Here is a 15,944-nt window from a genome sequence, read left to right as displayed (position 1 = left end):
CTCGGCTAAATTCCGACGACGAGTGCACCGCCGCTGAGACCCGCGCCCGCTGCCGCAAGGAGAATTTTCTCGCCCGGTCGAAACGGCTCCGTCTGATGGGACAGCGAAAGCGAGAGCGGGATCGTCGCGGCGGAAGAGTTGCCGTAGTCGGCGATCGTCTTGACGATTGCTTGATCTGCTATGCCGAGGTTCCTCCCAACCGCATCGAAAATGCGGGCATTCGCCTGATGCGGCACGAATCTGCCGACATCCTGTGGTCGCACTCCGGCAGCGGCAAGCGCGCTTGTCGAGCAATCGGTCATCATCTCGACAGCCTTGGCGAACACTTCCCGGCCGTCGGTCATCGTCATTCGGGTTTGCTCTAGGTCCAGACCACTTTGGAACGGGATGTTGCTTCCTCCCGCCGGGATCTGGATCAGCCCGTAGCGCGAGCCGTCGGAATCCACCGAAGCGCCGAGAATGCCCTGATAGGGAGCCTCGCAAGGACCAATCACCAGGGCGCCGGCGGCATCGGCGAAAAGGACTGAGCTCGCGCGCTCAGCCGGATTGATGCGGCGGCTGAGGATGTTGGCCGCGATGACAAGGCTCGCTTTGCCGTGCAGGCGGGTGAACCCGTCGGCGAACATCAGCGCATAGATGAAGCCGGCGCAGGCGCCGGTCAGATCGACCGCGCCTGCGCGACCAAGGCCGAGCTCGTGCGCGACCAGGGGTGCACTGGGTGGCAGAAGGTGGTCGGGCGTCGAGGTGGCAAGCAACAGCAGCCCGATGTCGCTGCGGTCAATACCGGCATTCGCCAGCGCCATGTCGCCAGCCTGCGTGGCAAGACCAGACAGCGTATCTTCGTCAGTTGCCCAGAAGCGGGTGCGGATTCCGGTACGCCTTTCGATCCAGCCCGGCTCGAGGCCGAGATTGCTCTCGATCTCGGCATTCGCCACCTTGCGCGACGGCGCATGATGGCCAAACCCGAGAATGCGAGACGACTTGCTCATGGCCTGGACCCGAAGCGTTCGCCGGCCTCCTCGATCGCGTCGTAGAGCCCGTCCAGTTCCTCGCCGGTGATGCAATAGGGTGGCAGAAGATAGAGGACATTGCCAAGCGGGCGCACGAGCAGACCGCGCTCGAGGAAAAAAGCGCGCAGTTTCGGCCCGATCTCGGCGAGGTAACCTGCGGAACCGGTTCGGAGGTCGAGCGCTGCGATCGTTCCCGTGGTTCGGCAGTCGGCAAAATATGGATTGTCCCGAAAGCGTTGCAGCCCGGCGGCCTGCATCACGCTCAAGGCGGTGATCCGCTCGGCCACCGGCTCGTCCTGCCAGATCTCGACATTGGCAAGTGCCGCCGCGCAGGCAATCGGGTTGGCGGTGTAGGAACTCGAATGAAAAAAGGTCTTCTTCCGGTCTTCGGAATAATGAGCCTGGAAGATGGCATCGGTGGCGAGCGTGGCCGCCAGTGGGACCGTGCCACCGGTCAAGCCCTTCGAGGTGCACAGAATATCCGGAGAGATGGACGCCTGCTCGCAGGCGAACATGGTTCCGGTTCGTCCCCAGCCGGTCATCACCTCGTCGGCGATCAGCAGCGTGCCGGAGGCCTCGGCGATCTTCTTCAGTTCGGTGAGAACCCAGGCCGGATACATCAGCATGCCGCCGGCGCCAAGCACGAGCGGTTCGACGATCAGCGCGGCGGCGCGCCGGTCGCGGGCAACTGCCTCGAACCGATCCAGCGTCTCTTGTTCGCGTCCGGCGGCCGGGAAGGGGATGGTGTCGACCTCGAACAGCAGGGGCTCGTAAGCGGCATTGAACACGCCGCGGGCACCGACGCTCATCGTGCCGATGGTGTCGCCATGATAGCTGTGCTCCATGACGACGATGCGCGAGCGCGGTGCGCCGATGTTGCCGAAATACCCGAGCGCCATCTTCAGCGCGACCTCGACGGAGGTCGAGCCGCTGTCGGAATAGAACACCCAGTCGAGTCCGGCGGGAGCGAGGCTGACAAGTGCCTTGGCCAGACGTTCGGCTGGTTCATGCGTGAAGCCGGCGAAGATGATCTGGTCAAGGCTCGACGCGGTCGTCTCGATAGCCTTCATGATGCGAGGGTGGCGGTGGCCATGGGTGACGACCCACCAGGAGGAGATGGCATCCAGGATACGCGTGCCGTCGGCCCTGTGGAGATAGGCGCCTTCCGTCAGGACGATTTCTGGAATCGCCGGCTCAAGCGCGTGCTGCGTGAACGGATGCCACACACTGGACTGCGACATCATTCGCCTCCCGCAATCGAGGCGAAGGCGAAGCCGGCGATCATTGCCGCTCTCAACGTTTTGTCGGTCAGCGGATCGATATGCGGCAGCCTGCCGAGCTGTGGCACGCCGCCCATTTCCACGATTGTCCGTTGCGTGTCGGCCATCTCATCGCCGATGAAAGCGATTCCTGCCAGCGGGATGGAGCGGGCGCGCAGGGCCTCGATCGACAGCAGCGTGTGGTTGATGGTGCCGAGCGTGGTGCGGGCGCACAAAATGACCGGCAGCCGCCACTCAGCGAAGATGTCGATGAACCTTGTGCGCCGGTTAAGCGGCACCATCAGCCCACCCGGGCCCTCGATGACGAGCGGCGTCGGCAGGACGGGAAAAGTAAGATCGGCAGCCTTGATCGCGACGCCGTCGATCTCGGCCGAATGATGCGGCGACAGCGGGCTCTTCAAGCGGTAGGCTTCCGGCAGCACGCGCCCCGGCGGCAAGCCGGCAAGCCGCGCGACCACCTCGCTGTCGGTCTCGCCGTCGAGGCCCGATTGCACCGGCTTCCAGTAGAAACCGTCGATCAGGCCGGCGAGCCCAGCCGCAAACACGGTCTTGCCAATTCCGGTGTCGGTTCCGGTGATGACGATGCGCATGATCATGCCGAGGCCAACACCTCGACGAGCGCCTCGACCATCGCAGAAATGTCGTCTTCGTCGACGTTGAGCGTCACCGAGATGCGCAGGCGCGATGTGCCCTCGGGCACGGTCGGCGGACGAATGCCGCGTATGTCGAAGCCGCGCGCCTGCAATGCCGCCGCCACCGCCATGGTGCGCCTGTTGTCGCAGATGACAAAGGGCTGGATCTGCGAGCCGCTGGGCGTCACGCCGCAGCGCTCTGCCAATTGGCGGCCCGCGAAGGCGACCTGTTCATGCAACTGGACACGGCGCATCGGCTCGTCGGACAGCATGGCGAGCGCTTCGCGTGCCGCGACCGCCATCAGCGGCGATGGCGCGGTGGCGTAGATGAATGGCCGGCAGCGGTTGACGAGATAGTCGCACAGCGTTCTAGGCCCGGTGACGAGCGCGCCGGACGCGCCGAGCGCCTTGCCGCATGTGTGGAGCGCGACGATGTTGTCGCGGCCCTCGAACGCGGCGGCCAGCCCCCGGCCGTCCGGTCCCCAGACACCAGTGGCATGCGCCTCGTCGACGACTAGGAATGCCTCGTGCCGGTCGGCAAGCGCGATCAGGCTTTCCAGCGGCGCACGGTCGCCATCCATGCTGTAGAGGCTTTCGGTTCCGATCCAGATGCGCCCCACGCCGCCTTCGGCACGCCAGCGCGTGATCGCATCCTCGACAGCGTTGGCGTCGTTGTGCGAGGCCAGCACGAACTTGGCGCGTCCGGCTTGCGCGCCCTCGTGCATGCTGGCATGAGCGAGCTCGTCGAGGACCAGCAGGTCGCCCTTTTGCGGCAGCGCGGTGAGCAGAGCAAAGTTGGCGATATAGCCGCTGCCGAAGAACAGCGCGCGGTCGGCGCCGAAGAACGTCGCTGCGTCCGCCTCCAGTTGCTCATGCTCCGGCGCATTGCCGCGCAACAGCCGCGACCCGGTGGCGCCGACCGGCGTGCCCCGTGCAATCGCCGCCGCAACCGCGTCGCCAAGTCTTTTAGAGGGGGCAAGCCCGAGATAGTCGTTCGACGAGAAGTCGAGCCCGGCGCGCGGCGACAGCGTCCGCAACCGTTCCCTGCGCGCCAGCCCCTGCAAGGTCGCCTCGTACCGGGCCAGCGGTGCCCCGTTCATTGGGTGTCGAGCTCCATCGGCTCGATGCCAAGGCGGCGGAACAGGAGGGTATTTTTGTCTTCGCCGGGATTGTCCGCCGTCAGCAGCGTGTCGCCGACGAAGATCGAATTGGCCCCGGCAAAAAAGCACAGCGCCTGCATTTCGTCGGTCATGGCGGTGCGGCCAGCGGAAAGGCGGACATGCGATTTCGGCATCATGATGCGCGCCAGCGCGATCACACGCACGAATTCGATCGGTTCGATCGGCCTGGCGTCGGCAAGCGGGGTGCCGGCGATCGGGATCAGCATGTTGATCGGGACGCTTTGCGGATGTTCCGGCAGATTGGCCAGCGTCACCAACATGTCGATCCGGTCCACCGGTTGTTCGCCCATGCCGACAATGCCGCCGCTGCAGACCTTGATGCCGGCTTGGCGAACATGCTCAAGCGTGTCGAGCCGGTCGGCAAACGTGCGCGTGCTGATGATCTCGCTGTAGTAGCGTTCCGACGTATCGATGTTGTGGTTGTAATAGTCGAGACCAGCCTGTTTCAGCTGAGCGGCCTGCTCAAGATCGAGCATGCCCAGCGTCATGCAGGTCTCCATGCCCAGCGCCTTGACGCCTTCGACCATCGCCACCACCGCATCCATGTCGCGCGTCTTGGGATTTCGCCAGGCCGCACCCATGCAATAGCGGGTGGCGCCGGCATCGCGCGCCTTGGTCGCCTCCGCGATGACGCGGTCGACCTCCATCAGCTTCGACGCCTTCAGGCCGGTCTCGTGATGCGCCGACTGGCTGCAATAGCCGCAATCCTCCGGGCAGCCGCCTGTCTTGATGCTGAGGAGCCGGCTGATCTGGACCTTGTTGGGATCGAAATTCTGGCGGTGAACGGTTTGCGCAAGGAAAAGCAGATTGTTGAAAGGTGCATCGTGAAGTGCGCGAGCCTTCTCCAGGGTCCACATCGCGCCATCATCGCATTGCGCCCGCGGCATCGTCTTAGTCGCATTGGTGTCGTGCATGTCCGTCCCGCTCGCAGTTCTTGGCTTGCCGCATTTTCGTCGTCCGAATTCAGGCCGGTTGATATGTATCGATCCTGACCGTTTGCTTGTGGGTTATCAGGGCGCTCGATAATCCAGTCCGATATCGAGAATTGGCGCGCTATGGGTCAGCCAGCCGATGGAGATAAGATCGATACCAGTGGCCGCGATGGCTGGCGCTGTTAAGGCGGCAATCCGGCCCGATGCTTCGGTGATCGCCCGGCCTGCAACCATGGCCACTGCTTTGCGCAATTCGTCGACCGACATGTTGTCGAGCAGGACTGCGTCAGGGGTAAGCGCAAGGGTTTCTTCCAACTGGGCCAGCGTATCGACCTCGACCTCGATCTTGACGAGGTGGCCAACGCTCACTCGCGCCCGCTCGATTGCCGTGCGAATTCCGCCGGCGATGGCGATGTGGTTGTCCTTGATCAGGATGGCGTCGTCGAGGCCGAAGCGGTGATTGGCGCCACCACCGGCGCGCACGGCGTATTTTTCGACAGCCCGCAAGCCGGGTGTCGTCTTGCGGGTGCAGACGATCTTGGCTTTGTGCCCGCGGATCGCATTGACGATCGATGCCGTCGCTGTCGCGATGCCGCTCAAGTGACAGAGAAAATTCAGCGCCGTCCGTTCCGCTGTGAGTATGGCCCGGGCCGGACCGCTCACTGTTGCAATGATCTCTCCTTGTGAGACTTCGCTGCCGTCTGCTCGCTCCACGGTCATCTCGACATTCTGGTCGATCAGGCTGAAAGCGAGCATCGCCAGATCGAGTCCGGCGACGATGCCTTGCTGCCGTGCCGCAAGCACGGTCGTTGCGTGGCTTTCGCTTGGTACGATGGCATCCGAGCTTACATCACCGGCCCTGCCGAGGTCTTCGAGAAGGGCTGCCCGTACCAGAGGCTCGAGCATGATTGCGGGAAGTGGCGCGAGCTTCATCAGGTGACTCCTTCCAGCACTGGCAATTGTGCGAGTTCCCGCGCTTCTGCGAAGGCGGCTTCGAGGGTGATTTCGGAGCGCCGGGCGACAGTGGCGTGATGCGGAAAGTCGGTCCGGAAATGAGCACCGCGGCTTTCCCGGCGGCGCAAGGCGGCAATTGTGATCATCAGCCCGACCGCCGCCGGATCCGATGACGCGTCCTTGCTTTGGGCGAGCGGCAGCAAGGCGTGTGCGGCTGCCTTCAAGCCTTCACCATCCCGCACGATGCCGAGAGCGCGCGACAGGAAAGGACGCACGGGTAGCGGATCGGGCGATGGATAATTATCTGCAAACGCGGGCTTGGTCCTGCGAGCAGGGGTTCCGGCCACGCTTTCAGCGACCCAGCGCGCGCAAACGACGGCCTCGGTCAAGGAATTGCTGGCGAGCCTGTTGGCGCCATGCAGTCCAGTCGAGGCGACCTCGCCGCAGGCCCAGAGCCCCTTGACGGAGGTACGGCCGGAGCCGTCAACGGCGACCCCACCCATGTGGTAGTGCTGGGCCGGACGAATGGGAATGAGATCGCGCACGGGATTGAGGCCAATTCCACGACAGGCTGATGCTATCGTCGGGAAGTGTCGCGCGAATGCCGGGCCAGGCCGTTGCCGCGCGTCGAGAAAAACACGGTGCCCGCTCGCAAGATGGTTCCACACGGCGCGCGCCAAGACATCGCGGGGCGCAAGTTCCGCCCCTGGCACACCCTGTAGAAAGGGCTGGCCGGTTTCATCGATCAGGGCAGCACCTTCGCCGCGAACAGCCTCGCTGATCAGCGTCATGGGACGCTCCGGTCCGTCAAGCGCGGTCGGATGGAACTGGATGAACTCCAGATCGGAAAAGACAGCGCCCGCGCGAGCCGCAAGCGCCAGGCCCTGTCCGCAACTGCCCGAAGGATTGGTGGTGTCGAGAAACAATCCACCGATCCCACCGGTGGCGAGGACCACCCGCCGCGAGCCGAAAAAGACCTGTCCTATCGAACAGCTCGCCCAGACGCCTCGGATCGCATTCTCTCGCACCGCCAGCCGGCGCGCTTCCACGCCCTCCACGACAACAATCGACGGAGTGGAACGCACGGCCGCGATCAGGGCACGCATGATCTCACGCCCGGTACCGTCACCATGCGCGTGAACGATGCGCCGTCGGCTGTGCGCGGCCTCCAATCCAAGGCGCAGCGACCCTTTGAACGTACGGTCGAAGGGGACTCCAAAGCCGGCAAGCCCCTCGATCGCACTGGGCGCGTCCTGGAGGATGCGGCCTGCCATATCCTTGTCGCAGAGCTCGTCCCCGGCCGCAATCGTGTCGGCAAGATGCAGCGCCGGATCATCGTCCTCACCGAGGCTCGCGGCCAGACCGCCCTGAGCCCAGGTGCTCGATGTGTCAGCTCCGAGTAGCGTCCTGGACAGAAGAAGCACCGGCTCAGGGGCCAGATGAAGCGCAGTCATCAGCCCGGCGATGCCGCCGCCGATGATAATGGGCCGTCCGAAGAAGCTGCGGATATCGGTGCTCAAATTGCCAGCATCCGTTCGACCGCAAGCCGTGCGCGCCCCGCGATCCCGGGCTCGATGGTGACTGCATGGTGGTTCTGCTCGAGCGCTGTACGGATATTAGCGAGCGTTATCCGCTTCATGTGCGGGCACAAATTGCAGGGACGGATGAACTCGATGTCGGGATGTGCGAGCGCGACATTGTCGCTCATCGAGCACTCCGTCATCAGCACGACGCGGGGCGGCTTTTGCCGTTCGACATAGTCGCACATGGCGGCGGTCGAGCCGGAAAAATCGGCCTCAGTCACCACCTCAGGCGGGCATTCGGGATGCGCCAGCACCGTCACGCCCGGATGGTCCTCGCGCAACTGGCGGATATCGGCTGGCGTGAAGCGCTCATGCACCTCGCAGTGGCCCTTCCAGGCGATGATCTCAACGTCGCTCTGGGCGGCGATGTTCTTCGCCAGGTACTCGTCCGGCAGCATGATCACCCGAGGAACACCCAGGGATTCCACGACCGCTTTCGCATTGCCAGAGGTACAGCAGATATCGGACTCGGCCTTCACCTCGACCGATGTGTTGACATAGGTGACGACCGGCACGCCTGGATAGCGCTGCCGCAACTGGCGCACGTCCTCGGCGGTAATGGAGTCCGCCAGGGAACAGCCTGCGCGCCGGTCAGGAATGAGTACTGTCTTTTGCGGATTGAGCAGCTTTGCCGTCTCGGCCATGAAATGCACGCCGGCGAGCACGATGACATCGGCGTCGGCTGACATTGCCTTGCGCGCAAGCGCCAGGCTGTCGCCGACGATGTCGGCGACACAGTGGAAGATCTCCGGCGTCTGGTAGTTGTGCGCCAGGATAACGGCGTTGCGCTCCCGCTTCAGCGCCAGAATTGCCTCGATGTCGTCTAGAAAGGTGAGCCATTCGATCGGGGGGACGACGCGCCGAACGCGGTCGTACAGGGTCGCACCCGAAGGCAGGATGGCGCTCATCGAGCCTCCAGTTATAGTCCAAAAGAATATAAGGACCTATATATCCTTTGTGACTATAAGGGATGTCAAGCCCTCGTAAGCGGCAATTTTGTCCCGGCCACCGGCCTCTCATCGAGAATGTCGTGGCGGAAGCGGTAGAGCTGCGCTGGCCGGCCCCCTGTTTCGGTGGTCGTCTCCCCGGTTTTCTCAACCAGCTCCTGCTGCTCTATGAGCCGTCGAAAGTTCGGCTTGTTGATGAGCCTGCCGGAGAGTGCCTCCACGGTTCGCTGCAGCCGCAAGAGTGTAAAGAGCGGCGGCATCAGTTCGAACACGACGGGCCGGTATTTGATCTTGGAGCGCAACCGCCCAATAGCCGTTGCCAGGATGCGGCGATGATCGGCGATCATGGATTTACTGGGCACCAGCGGACGCGGGGGCGCGTCCCGTCCGATTCCGGCCTCTTGGACCAGGCCTGCTTCGTAGACCAACTCATAGCGTTGAAGCGTAAGTTCCTCGTTCCAACGGCTCTCGTCGAAGCCGAAGGCAATCGCCGCCCGCAGCCGGCGTTCGCGTCGCGTGGCGGCGTCGCTGGCGCCATCCGCCCATTCAATCAGGCGCGGTCGCAAAACATCCAGCACCACCGCCGGCGTGCCGGAGCGGTGATCCTCCCACGGAAAATATTCATACCAACTTTGCCAGCCGCACTTGGGCGAGCCCCCTGCCTGTTCCTTGCGGGTCAGTGCGAGATAGCTGATGGAGATGACGCGCTGCTGGCGCTCGGCCCCGATGCGGTCCCGATCGGCGAATGTGTATAGTTGCTCGATGTACCCCAGCGGGTGCCCGGTCTGCTGCTCGACCCATCCCCTCAACCCGGATTGCGGCGATCGGTGCTCAAGCGCAAATGGTCCGGAGGGCAGCGTGTCCGCCTGCCCGATGGTAAGGACACAGGGTTCACCGTCGTTTACAGCGACGACAACGGCGATCAGGTCCACTTTGACGTCCTCAGCCTTGACGGCGGCTCTGTCTTTCCTGGTTCCTGTTGCCTGATGGTCCATGTTCGCGAAAGTGATTAGCCCAGTCTCGGGGCGCCTGAATCGATTTAGTGTAAGCGTGGCTGCCTGTACGTCAACACGCGCACAGCTGCATGGCCGTTTTTTAGCTCTTCGCACGTGCACAAAACTGTGCCAAACGCGACACCCACCGCGGGTAACGCAGGGGAAGGAGGCATCAGGTGTGCGCAGCTGGTGATACAAAGGCGATTACACCCCCAGCGCCAATGAATACATTCGGCGGCTATCGTGTGCAGGGGCGGGGAGACGATGCGGAGCGGATCAGGCGCGACGCCGGCCCGGTCATGGAGGCCGGCGCTTTTTCGGTGGTGCTGGAAACAGTGCCCGAGCAACTTGCGCAGGCCATCACTGCGCAGATCGCCATCCCAACAATCGGCATTGGCGCCTGGCTAGCCTGCGACGGCCCGATGGTCGACGACGGCATGGGCATGTTCACCCGCTTTCGGCCGAAATTCGTCAAGCGCCATACCGAACCAGGCTCAGAGGGCGAGGCGGCGATCGCCGCTTACGCAGCCGATGTGCGGGACCGGCGCTTTCCGGCGGCCGAACATGTCTACGCCACCGCCTCGAGGGCCGGAGACCTCGCATGAGCGTGCCGATCATTCGAACCGTTACCGAGCTTCGCACCGTTGTTGCAGGATGGCGCCGCTCGGGCGCAACTGTCGCGGTGGTACCGACCATGGGGGCCTTGCATGAAGGACATCTGAGCCTCGTGCGTGCAGCGCTTCAGAAGGCGGATCGGGTCGTCGTAACGCTGTTCGTCAACCCCAAGCAGTTCAACAGTGCCGCCGACCTTGCCGCCTATCCCCGGACGGAAAACCAAGATGCGGCAAAGCTCGGGCCGTTGGGCGCACACCTGCTTTATGTGCCGGATGGCGAGGAGATGTACCCTGCGGGCTTCGCTACGACTGTTTCGGTGGCCGCAATCGGCGAGGGCCTGTGCGGCGCATTTCGGCCGGGCCATTTCGATGGCGTGGCGACCGTCGTTGCCAAGCTCTTCTTGCAAACCGCCGCTGATTTCGCCTTTTTCGGCGAAAAGGATTTCCAGCAGCTTCAGCTTGTCAGGCGCATGGTCCGAGACCTGGATATTCCAATCACCATAACCCCCTGTCCGACTGTCCGCGAAGCCGATGGTCTCGCTCTGTCGTCGCGCAATGCCCGGCTCTCGCCTGCGGAGCGCGCCGTTGCCCCAAGGCTCGCATCGATCCTGCTCGAGGCGGCCGATCGGTTTACGCGTGGCTCTTGCGTCCTGCCAACCCTTGCCGAAGCGCGCGCAGCAATCTTGTCGGCAGGCTATCGCGAGGTCGAATACCTGGAGCTTCGCGGCGAAGCCGATCTGCAACCGATGACAAACGTTGACCGACCGGCGCGCTTGCTTGTCGCGGCGTGGCTCGGCGACACACGGCTCATCGACAACATCAGAACATCACCGGTTGGTTCAACAAATTAACGAGGTTGTCGGCGTAGCGGCACGCTCCGCAAGCAGAGGTAGGAAAGCAATGGCGGCGATGAAGGCGACAACATCCCACGAGCGCGACCGCTTAAACCCGGGTCCTGCCTGGCATCCAGCGACAGTCACGGAGGTTACGCAAAACGCACATGCATCGCGTGTTTGAGAACTTCGTCGAGCAACTCTCCGCAAGCGTCGACGCCGCCGATCTCAGTGAGACAATGGCGTCCGCCGCCGCCGGCTTCGACTTTCCGCTCTTCGCCTATTTTACTTACCCGTCGGTCCCCGGCGACGCGCCGCGCCTGATCTCAAACTATCCGTCATCCTGGACATCACGTTATCTGCAACAGCGGTACCACAGTCTTGATCCGGTCATCCTGCGTGGGCTGCAAGGCTGGGATACTTTTGATTGGGGCCTGGATCGTGCTCGGAAAAGTCTGCCGGCGTCACAGCAACAAATTCTGGAGAGTGCAGCTCAGTTCGGCATCCGTAGCGGACTGACGATGTCGATGCACGATCATCGTGGCCGGTTTGCTGCGCTGACCTTTGCTTCCGATGAGTCCCATCCGCCGCTTTTGCGGTCCCTGACACGTTATGAAAAAGCATTGCAGCTGGTGGCGGTCAACTTTCACGTCCATGTCCGGCGCAGGCTCGGCGGCGATCGTGTGGTGGATGGTGTAACGCTCACTCCGCGAGAGTTCGAATGCCTGAAATGGACGGCGCGCGGCAAGTCGGCCTGGGACGTCAGCCAGATCCTCGGCGTCTCGAAGCGCACGGTGACCTTCCATCTGGAAAACGCCAAGGCAAAGCTTGGCGTGCGAACTGTCAACCAGGCCGTCGCACGGCTGGCTGCGTCCGGTCAGGCGAGATCGTGATCCTTCCGCCAAGACAGCTGTATCCGCCAAGATAGCTGTAAACGTCTACAGGCTGAATCACCGTCAGCTTTAGCCTTCGATGGCGGGAACACATCCCGCACGGAGGCGACCATGCTGCAGCTGATAACACCCGACCTTTACGGCGAGTTCGCAAGCGAGCTCAAAGAGATGCACGGGCTGCGATATCGGGTGTTCAAGGAAAGGCTCGATTGGGAAGTTCAGACCGAGGACGAAATAGAAACCGACGCATTTGACGGCTTCAAGCCTGTCTATCTGCTGCTCAAGGGATCCGATTGGCGAATTCGCGGTTGCGTGCGTCTTTTGCCCAGCACCGGACCCACAATGTTGCGCGACACTTTCCCGGTGCTGCTGGGTGGTGACGTTGTCCCCTCGACCGCCGAGATATGGGAAAGCAGTCGTTTCGCGCTCGATCTCCCGCCGTCAACGCCCAAGGCAGCGGGCGGGCTGGCCCAGGCAACCTACGAGCTTTTCGCCGGCATGATCGAGTTCGGCTTGGCCAACGATCTCACCCGGATAGTAACGGTGACCGATACGCGCATGGAACGGATCCTTCGCCTCGCAACGTGGCCATTGTCGCGCATCGGACAGCCGATGCCCGTCGGCAAAACGGAGGCGGTGGCCGGGCTTCTCGAGATTTCCCACGCGACCCTTTTGCGCATCCGCGGCAGGGGACGTTTGCGCGGACCGGTACTGTGGAAACCGGTTCTAGCCCCGTCGGCATAGCGCTATTGTGGACACCTGAGCCGTGACGGATGCTGGTCTTCCCAAGGATGCGACGGTCGGTCGTGTAGACTGGCCGGACTGGCGTCGTCACGAAGCTTACCACTACGTCAGACGGTTGCCGCGCACTGCCTGGGCCTGGGAATTTCTTCGGCGCAATCCGCAATTCCAGCGCGACCACGCCAGGATTGCACCGCCCGCCTGCATTGTCAGAAAACGCGCCGATACGAGGATAATCGAGCTGACGACAGGATCATCTTTCCTCAGGCAATGGAGCCTCCTTTTTCGCGGACGCGCCACAATCGGACGCCCTGTCGGCAACGGTCTTTTGGGATCCGCGCGACTGCGCCCATGTTCTACGAGCGGCCGCGGAGCCGGGTGGGCTCGACCACGATTTTGAACCGCTTGATCTGTTTTCCCTCTCGTGCGGCAAGGACATCCTGGCGACACCTGACGGCGTGCAGCACGTGCTGCTGAGGGCGGACTGTCGGAGTCTGCAGATCGTCGTTTCCGGTGCCTCCGTTCTGCGCCCGTTGCGGCTATATGTCGACGCAATCGTGCCGCCGCGGCGCCTCAAGTTCCATGTCGCTGCCCTTCAGTTCCTAAATGACATCAATGATTGCGGCCGCCTGGCAGCTGCTTGCCTTCCGCCGGAACCTCGCGGAGGGCGTCTGCGTATCGTGCTCCAGGCCTTGGATGGTTCGCTTGCCGGCGCATCTCATCAGGAAGTCGCCATTGCCCTGTTCGGGAGACGGCGTGTCGAAGAAGATTGGTCTCATCCAGGCAACCATCTTCGCGACCAGGTGCGTCGCGCCATCCAACGTGGCCGCTACCTGATGGGCGGCGGCTACAGACAGTTCCTGGTGTAATTGGGGTGACAGCTTGTCATTGGCGTATTCGAAAACGCGATTTGACGGCGTTTGGTATTGGGAAGGTGTTGGTCGAGAAGCGCTGGTGGACGAGGGTCAGCGCGGTTTCGAAGCGCGGATCGGTCAGGTCCTTGTAATAGGCGCCGACCTGATAGGCCAGGAACATGCCCTTGTAGACGATGGTGCGCGCCGACAGCGACACGCAGTAGGAGCCGATGTCCTTGTTGTCGTTCTCGGCGTAGATGCGGCCCGATATGACCTTGCGCAGCAGATAGAGCTTGGCCTCGTATTCCTCGTCGTCGGGAATGTCTGGCCGTGCGACCGATGAAGACCTGCCGATGGAACGGCTCGGACGCGACGATGTCGGGCGCCTTCGACAGCAACGAATTGTTGACGGGCACGTCACGGAACCCGATGAGCGGAAGCCCCTCGGACTGCGCCGATTCGGCGATGATGTCCTCGATATGGGCGCGCAAGGCGGCGTCCTGCGGCATGAACCAGTGTCCGACGCCGTATTGACCCGCCGGTGGCAGTTCGATGCCCTGGGTTGCCATCTCCTCGCGGAAGAAACGGTCTGGAAGCTGCACCAGCACGCCAGCGCCATCGCCGACCAGCGGATCGGCGCCAACGGCGCGGCGATGCGTCAGGTTCTGCAGCATGGCCAGGCCGTCCTCGACGATCTGGTGCGACTTCACGCCTTTCATCTGCGCAATGAAGCCGACGCCGCAGGCATCATGTTCGTTACGCGGATTGTAGAGGCCGTGCTCCGCAGCGCGTTTGACGGCGACGGCTTTCGTCTGCGCGGGATCGGTCTGCTCCGTCGTCACAGGTGAAACATGCATCATCGTCCTTCCTCCGTTCTTGCCTCCGGCTTGGCTCCGCGTCGGCATCACTGCCGCCCATCGAGATTGTTGAGGTGCGTGGACCTTAAAAACCCATACCGCCCATGCCACCCATGCCGCCGCCGCCCATGCCGCCAGGCATGCCGCCGCCAGCCGACTCCTTCTTCGGAGCCTCGGCGATCATGGCTTCGGTGGTAACCAGCAGGCCGGCGACCGAAGCCGCGTCCTGGAGAGCCGTGCGCACAACCTTGACCGGGTCGACGATGCCCATGGCGATCATGTCGCCATATTCGCCGGTCTGAGCGTTGTAGCCGAAGGTCGCGTCCTTGTTATCGAGGATCTTGCCGGCAACGATCGAGGCTTCCGCACCGGCGTTGGCCGCGATCTGGCGGGCCGGAGCCTGCAGAGCGCGACGGACGATGGCGATGCCAGCGACCTGGTCGGAATTGGCGCCGACGGCCTTGATGGCCAGCGAAGCGCGCAGCAGAGCCACGCCGCCGCCTGCAACGATGCCTTCTTCAACGGCCGCACGGGTCGCGTTGAGGGCGTCATCGACGCGGTCCTTCTTTTCCTTGACTTCGATCTCGGTCGCACCGCCGACGCGGATCACGGCAACGCCGCCGGCGAGCTTGGCCAGACGTTCCTGCAGCTTCTCCTTGTCGTAGTCCGAGGTGGTCTCTTCGATCTGCTGCTTGATCTGGGCGACGCGGCCCTGGATCTCGGCCTTCTTGCCGGCGCCGTCGACGATGGTGGTGTTCTCCTTGGAGATCGACACCTTCTTGGCGCGGCCGAGCATGTTGAGGCCGACGTTCTCGAGCTTGATGCCGAGGTCTTCCGAGATGACCTGGCCACCGGTGAGGATGGCGATGTCTTCCAGCATGGCCTTGCGGCGATCACCGAAGCCCGGCGCCTTGACGGCGGCGATCTTCAGGCCGCCACGCAGCTTGTTGACGACCAGCGTGGCCAGAGCCTCGCCTTCGACGTCTTCCGAGATGATGAGCAGCGGCTTCGAAGTCTGCACGACGGCTTCGAGAACCGGCAGCATGGCCTGAAGGTTGGAAAGCTTCTTCTCGTGCAGGAGGATGTAGACGTCCTCGAGCTCGGCAACCATCTTGTCGGCGTTGGTGACGAAGTAGGGGCTGAGGTAGCCGCGGTCGAACTGCATGCCTTCGACGACTTCGAGTTCGGTCTCGGCGGTCTTGGCTTCCTCGACCGTGATGACGCCTTCGTTGCCGACCTTCTGCATCGCTTCCGCGATCATCGAGCCGACCGAGGAGTCGCCATTGCCGGCGATGGTACCGACCTGGGCAACCTCTGCCGAGGTCTTGATCTTCTTGGCGTTCTTGATCAGCGTCGCGACGACTTCGGTCACGGCGAGGTCGATGCCGCGCTTCAGGTCCATCGGGTTCATGCCGGCGGCAACCGACTTGTGGCCTTCCTGGACGATCGACTGCGCCAGAACGGTCGCGGTCGTGGTGCCGTCGCCGGCGATGTCGTTGGTCTTCGAAGCGACTTCGCGGACCATCTGCGCGCCCATGTTTTCGAACTTGTCCTCAAGCTCGATTTCCTTGGCGACGGTGACGCCGTCCTTGGTGATGCGCGGCGCGCCGAACGACTTGTCGATGACGACGTTGCGGC

Annotated in this window: 15 protein-coding genes and 2 pseudogenes; 6 read left to right on the top strand and 11 right to left on the bottom strand. The window is 63.0% G+C overall.

Annotated elements, in window-relative coordinates; all coding sequences use genetic code 11:
- Positions 1-5 precede the first annotated feature (5 nt).
- The 9 genes from B5V02_RS32445 to B5V02_RS32405 all read right to left on the bottom strand — a co-directional run bounded on the left by B5V02_RS32445 (position 6) and on the right by B5V02_RS32405 (position 9,514).
- Complete coding sequence (locus B5V02_RS32445; RefSeq protein ID WP_111548090.1) at positions 6-989, bottom strand: beta-ketoacyl-ACP synthase III; 984 nt, start codon at positions 987-989, stop codon at positions 6-8.
- The gene (locus B5V02_RS32440) at positions 986-2,251 is read right to left on the bottom strand and encodes an adenosylmethionine--8-amino-7-oxononanoate transaminase (RefSeq protein ID WP_111548140.1); all 1,266 of its coding nucleotides are present in this window, start codon (positions 2,249-2,251) and stop codon (positions 986-988) included. Before B5V02_RS32440 ends, B5V02_RS32445 begins: the two co-directional genes overlap by 4 nt.
- Entirely contained in the window at positions 2,251-2,886 is a 636-nt protein-coding gene (gene bioD / locus B5V02_RS32435; protein ID WP_111548089.1) for a dethiobiotin synthase, read from the bottom strand. Before bioD ends, B5V02_RS32440 begins: the two co-directional genes overlap by 1 nt.
- Entirely contained in the window at positions 2,883-4,022 is a 1,140-nt protein-coding gene (locus B5V02_RS32430) for an 8-amino-7-oxononanoate synthase (RefSeq protein ID WP_111548088.1), read from the bottom strand. Before B5V02_RS32430 ends, bioD begins: the two co-directional genes overlap by 4 nt.
- Positions 4,019-4,990 carry a biotin synthase BioB gene (bioB, locus tag B5V02_RS32425; protein WP_425374440.1) on the bottom strand — a complete coding sequence of 324 codons (972 nt, stop codon included), beginning with the start codon at positions 4,988-4,990 and terminating at the stop codon, positions 4,019-4,021. Before bioB ends, B5V02_RS32430 begins: the two co-directional genes overlap by 4 nt.
- A 123-nt stretch (positions 4,991-5,113) precedes the next feature.
- Entirely contained in the window at positions 5,114-5,968 is an 855-nt protein-coding gene (gene nadC, locus B5V02_RS32420) for a carboxylating nicotinate-nucleotide diphosphorylase (RefSeq protein ID WP_111548086.1), read from the bottom strand.
- On the bottom strand, positions 5,968-7,509 hold the full coding sequence (locus B5V02_RS32415; protein WP_111548085.1) for an L-aspartate oxidase: 1,542 nt from the start codon (positions 7,507-7,509) through the stop codon (positions 5,968-5,970). The genes nadC and B5V02_RS32415 overlap by 1 nt, the downstream gene beginning before the upstream one ends.
- The gene (nadA, locus tag B5V02_RS32410) at positions 7,506-8,480 is read right to left on the bottom strand and encodes a quinolinate synthase NadA (RefSeq protein WP_111548084.1); all 975 of its coding nucleotides are present in this window, start codon (positions 8,478-8,480) and stop codon (positions 7,506-7,508) included. Before nadA ends, B5V02_RS32415 begins: the two co-directional genes overlap by 4 nt.
- Positions 8,481-8,545: 65 nt before the next feature.
- Positions 8,546-9,514 carry an NUDIX hydrolase gene (locus tag B5V02_RS32405; RefSeq protein ID WP_111548083.1) on the bottom strand — a complete coding sequence of 323 codons (969 nt, stop codon included), beginning with the start codon at positions 9,512-9,514 and terminating at the stop codon, positions 8,546-8,548.
- A gap of 212 nt (positions 9,515-9,726) precedes the next feature.
- Between B5V02_RS32405 and B5V02_RS32400 the strand changes: the two are divergent.
- The 6 genes and pseudogenes from B5V02_RS32400 to B5V02_RS32380 form a co-directional block, all read left to right on the top strand.
- Positions 9,727-10,119 (top strand): annotated as a pseudogene (locus B5V02_RS32400) (3-methyl-2-oxobutanoate hydroxymethyltransferase); the annotation flags it as partial.
- Positions 10,116-10,979 (top strand): pantoate--beta-alanine ligase, encoded by an 864-nt coding sequence (gene panC / locus B5V02_RS32395; protein ID WP_111548081.1) that lies wholly within the window; start codon positions 10,116-10,118, stop codon positions 10,977-10,979. The pseudogene B5V02_RS32400 and the gene panC, both read left to right, overlap by 4 nt.
- 149 nt (positions 10,980-11,128) lie before the next feature.
- Positions 11,129-11,854 carry a LuxR family transcriptional regulator gene (locus B5V02_RS32390; RefSeq protein ID WP_111548080.1) on the top strand — a complete coding sequence of 242 codons (726 nt, stop codon included), beginning with the start codon at positions 11,129-11,131 and terminating at the stop codon, positions 11,852-11,854.
- Between the two features lie 111 nt (positions 11,855-11,965).
- A complete protein-coding gene (locus B5V02_RS32385) occupies positions 11,966-12,598 on the top strand; it encodes an acyl-homoserine-lactone synthase (protein WP_111548079.1) in 633 nt (210 codons plus the stop codon).
- 22 nt (positions 12,599-12,620) lie between these two features.
- Positions 12,621-12,995, top strand: a complete 375-nt coding sequence (locus tag B5V02_RS42820; protein WP_425374439.1) for a transcriptional regulator domain-containing protein — start codon at positions 12,621-12,623, stop codon at positions 12,993-12,995.
- A 58-nt stretch (positions 12,996-13,053) separates the two neighbouring features.
- Positions 13,054-13,464 carry a DUF2285 domain-containing protein gene (locus tag B5V02_RS32380; RefSeq protein ID WP_111548078.1) on the top strand — a complete coding sequence of 137 codons (411 nt, stop codon included), beginning with the start codon at positions 13,054-13,056 and terminating at the stop codon, positions 13,462-13,464.
- A gap of 58 nt (positions 13,465-13,522) precedes the next feature.
- Here B5V02_RS32380 and B5V02_RS32375 read toward each other — a convergent pair.
- Together B5V02_RS32375 and groL are read right to left on the bottom strand one after the other, a co-directional pair.
- Positions 13,523-14,309 (bottom strand): annotated as a pseudogene (locus tag B5V02_RS32375) (glutamate synthase subunit alpha); the annotation flags it as partial.
- An 82-nt stretch (positions 14,310-14,391) separates the two neighbouring features.
- Positions 14,392-15,944, bottom strand: a 1,553-nt coding sequence (gene groL, locus B5V02_RS32370; RefSeq protein ID WP_111548077.1) for a chaperonin GroEL, incomplete at its 5' end; no start/stop codon positions are given.

The organism is Mesorhizobium kowhaii (assembly GCF_003253745.1).
In the GTDB taxonomy this organism is placed as follows: Bacteria; Pseudomonadota; Alphaproteobacteria; order Rhizobiales; family Rhizobiaceae; genus Mesorhizobium; species Mesorhizobium kowhaii.
Note: the sequence above shows the minus strand (reverse complement) of the source record. Positions and strands in the feature narration are given on the sequence as shown.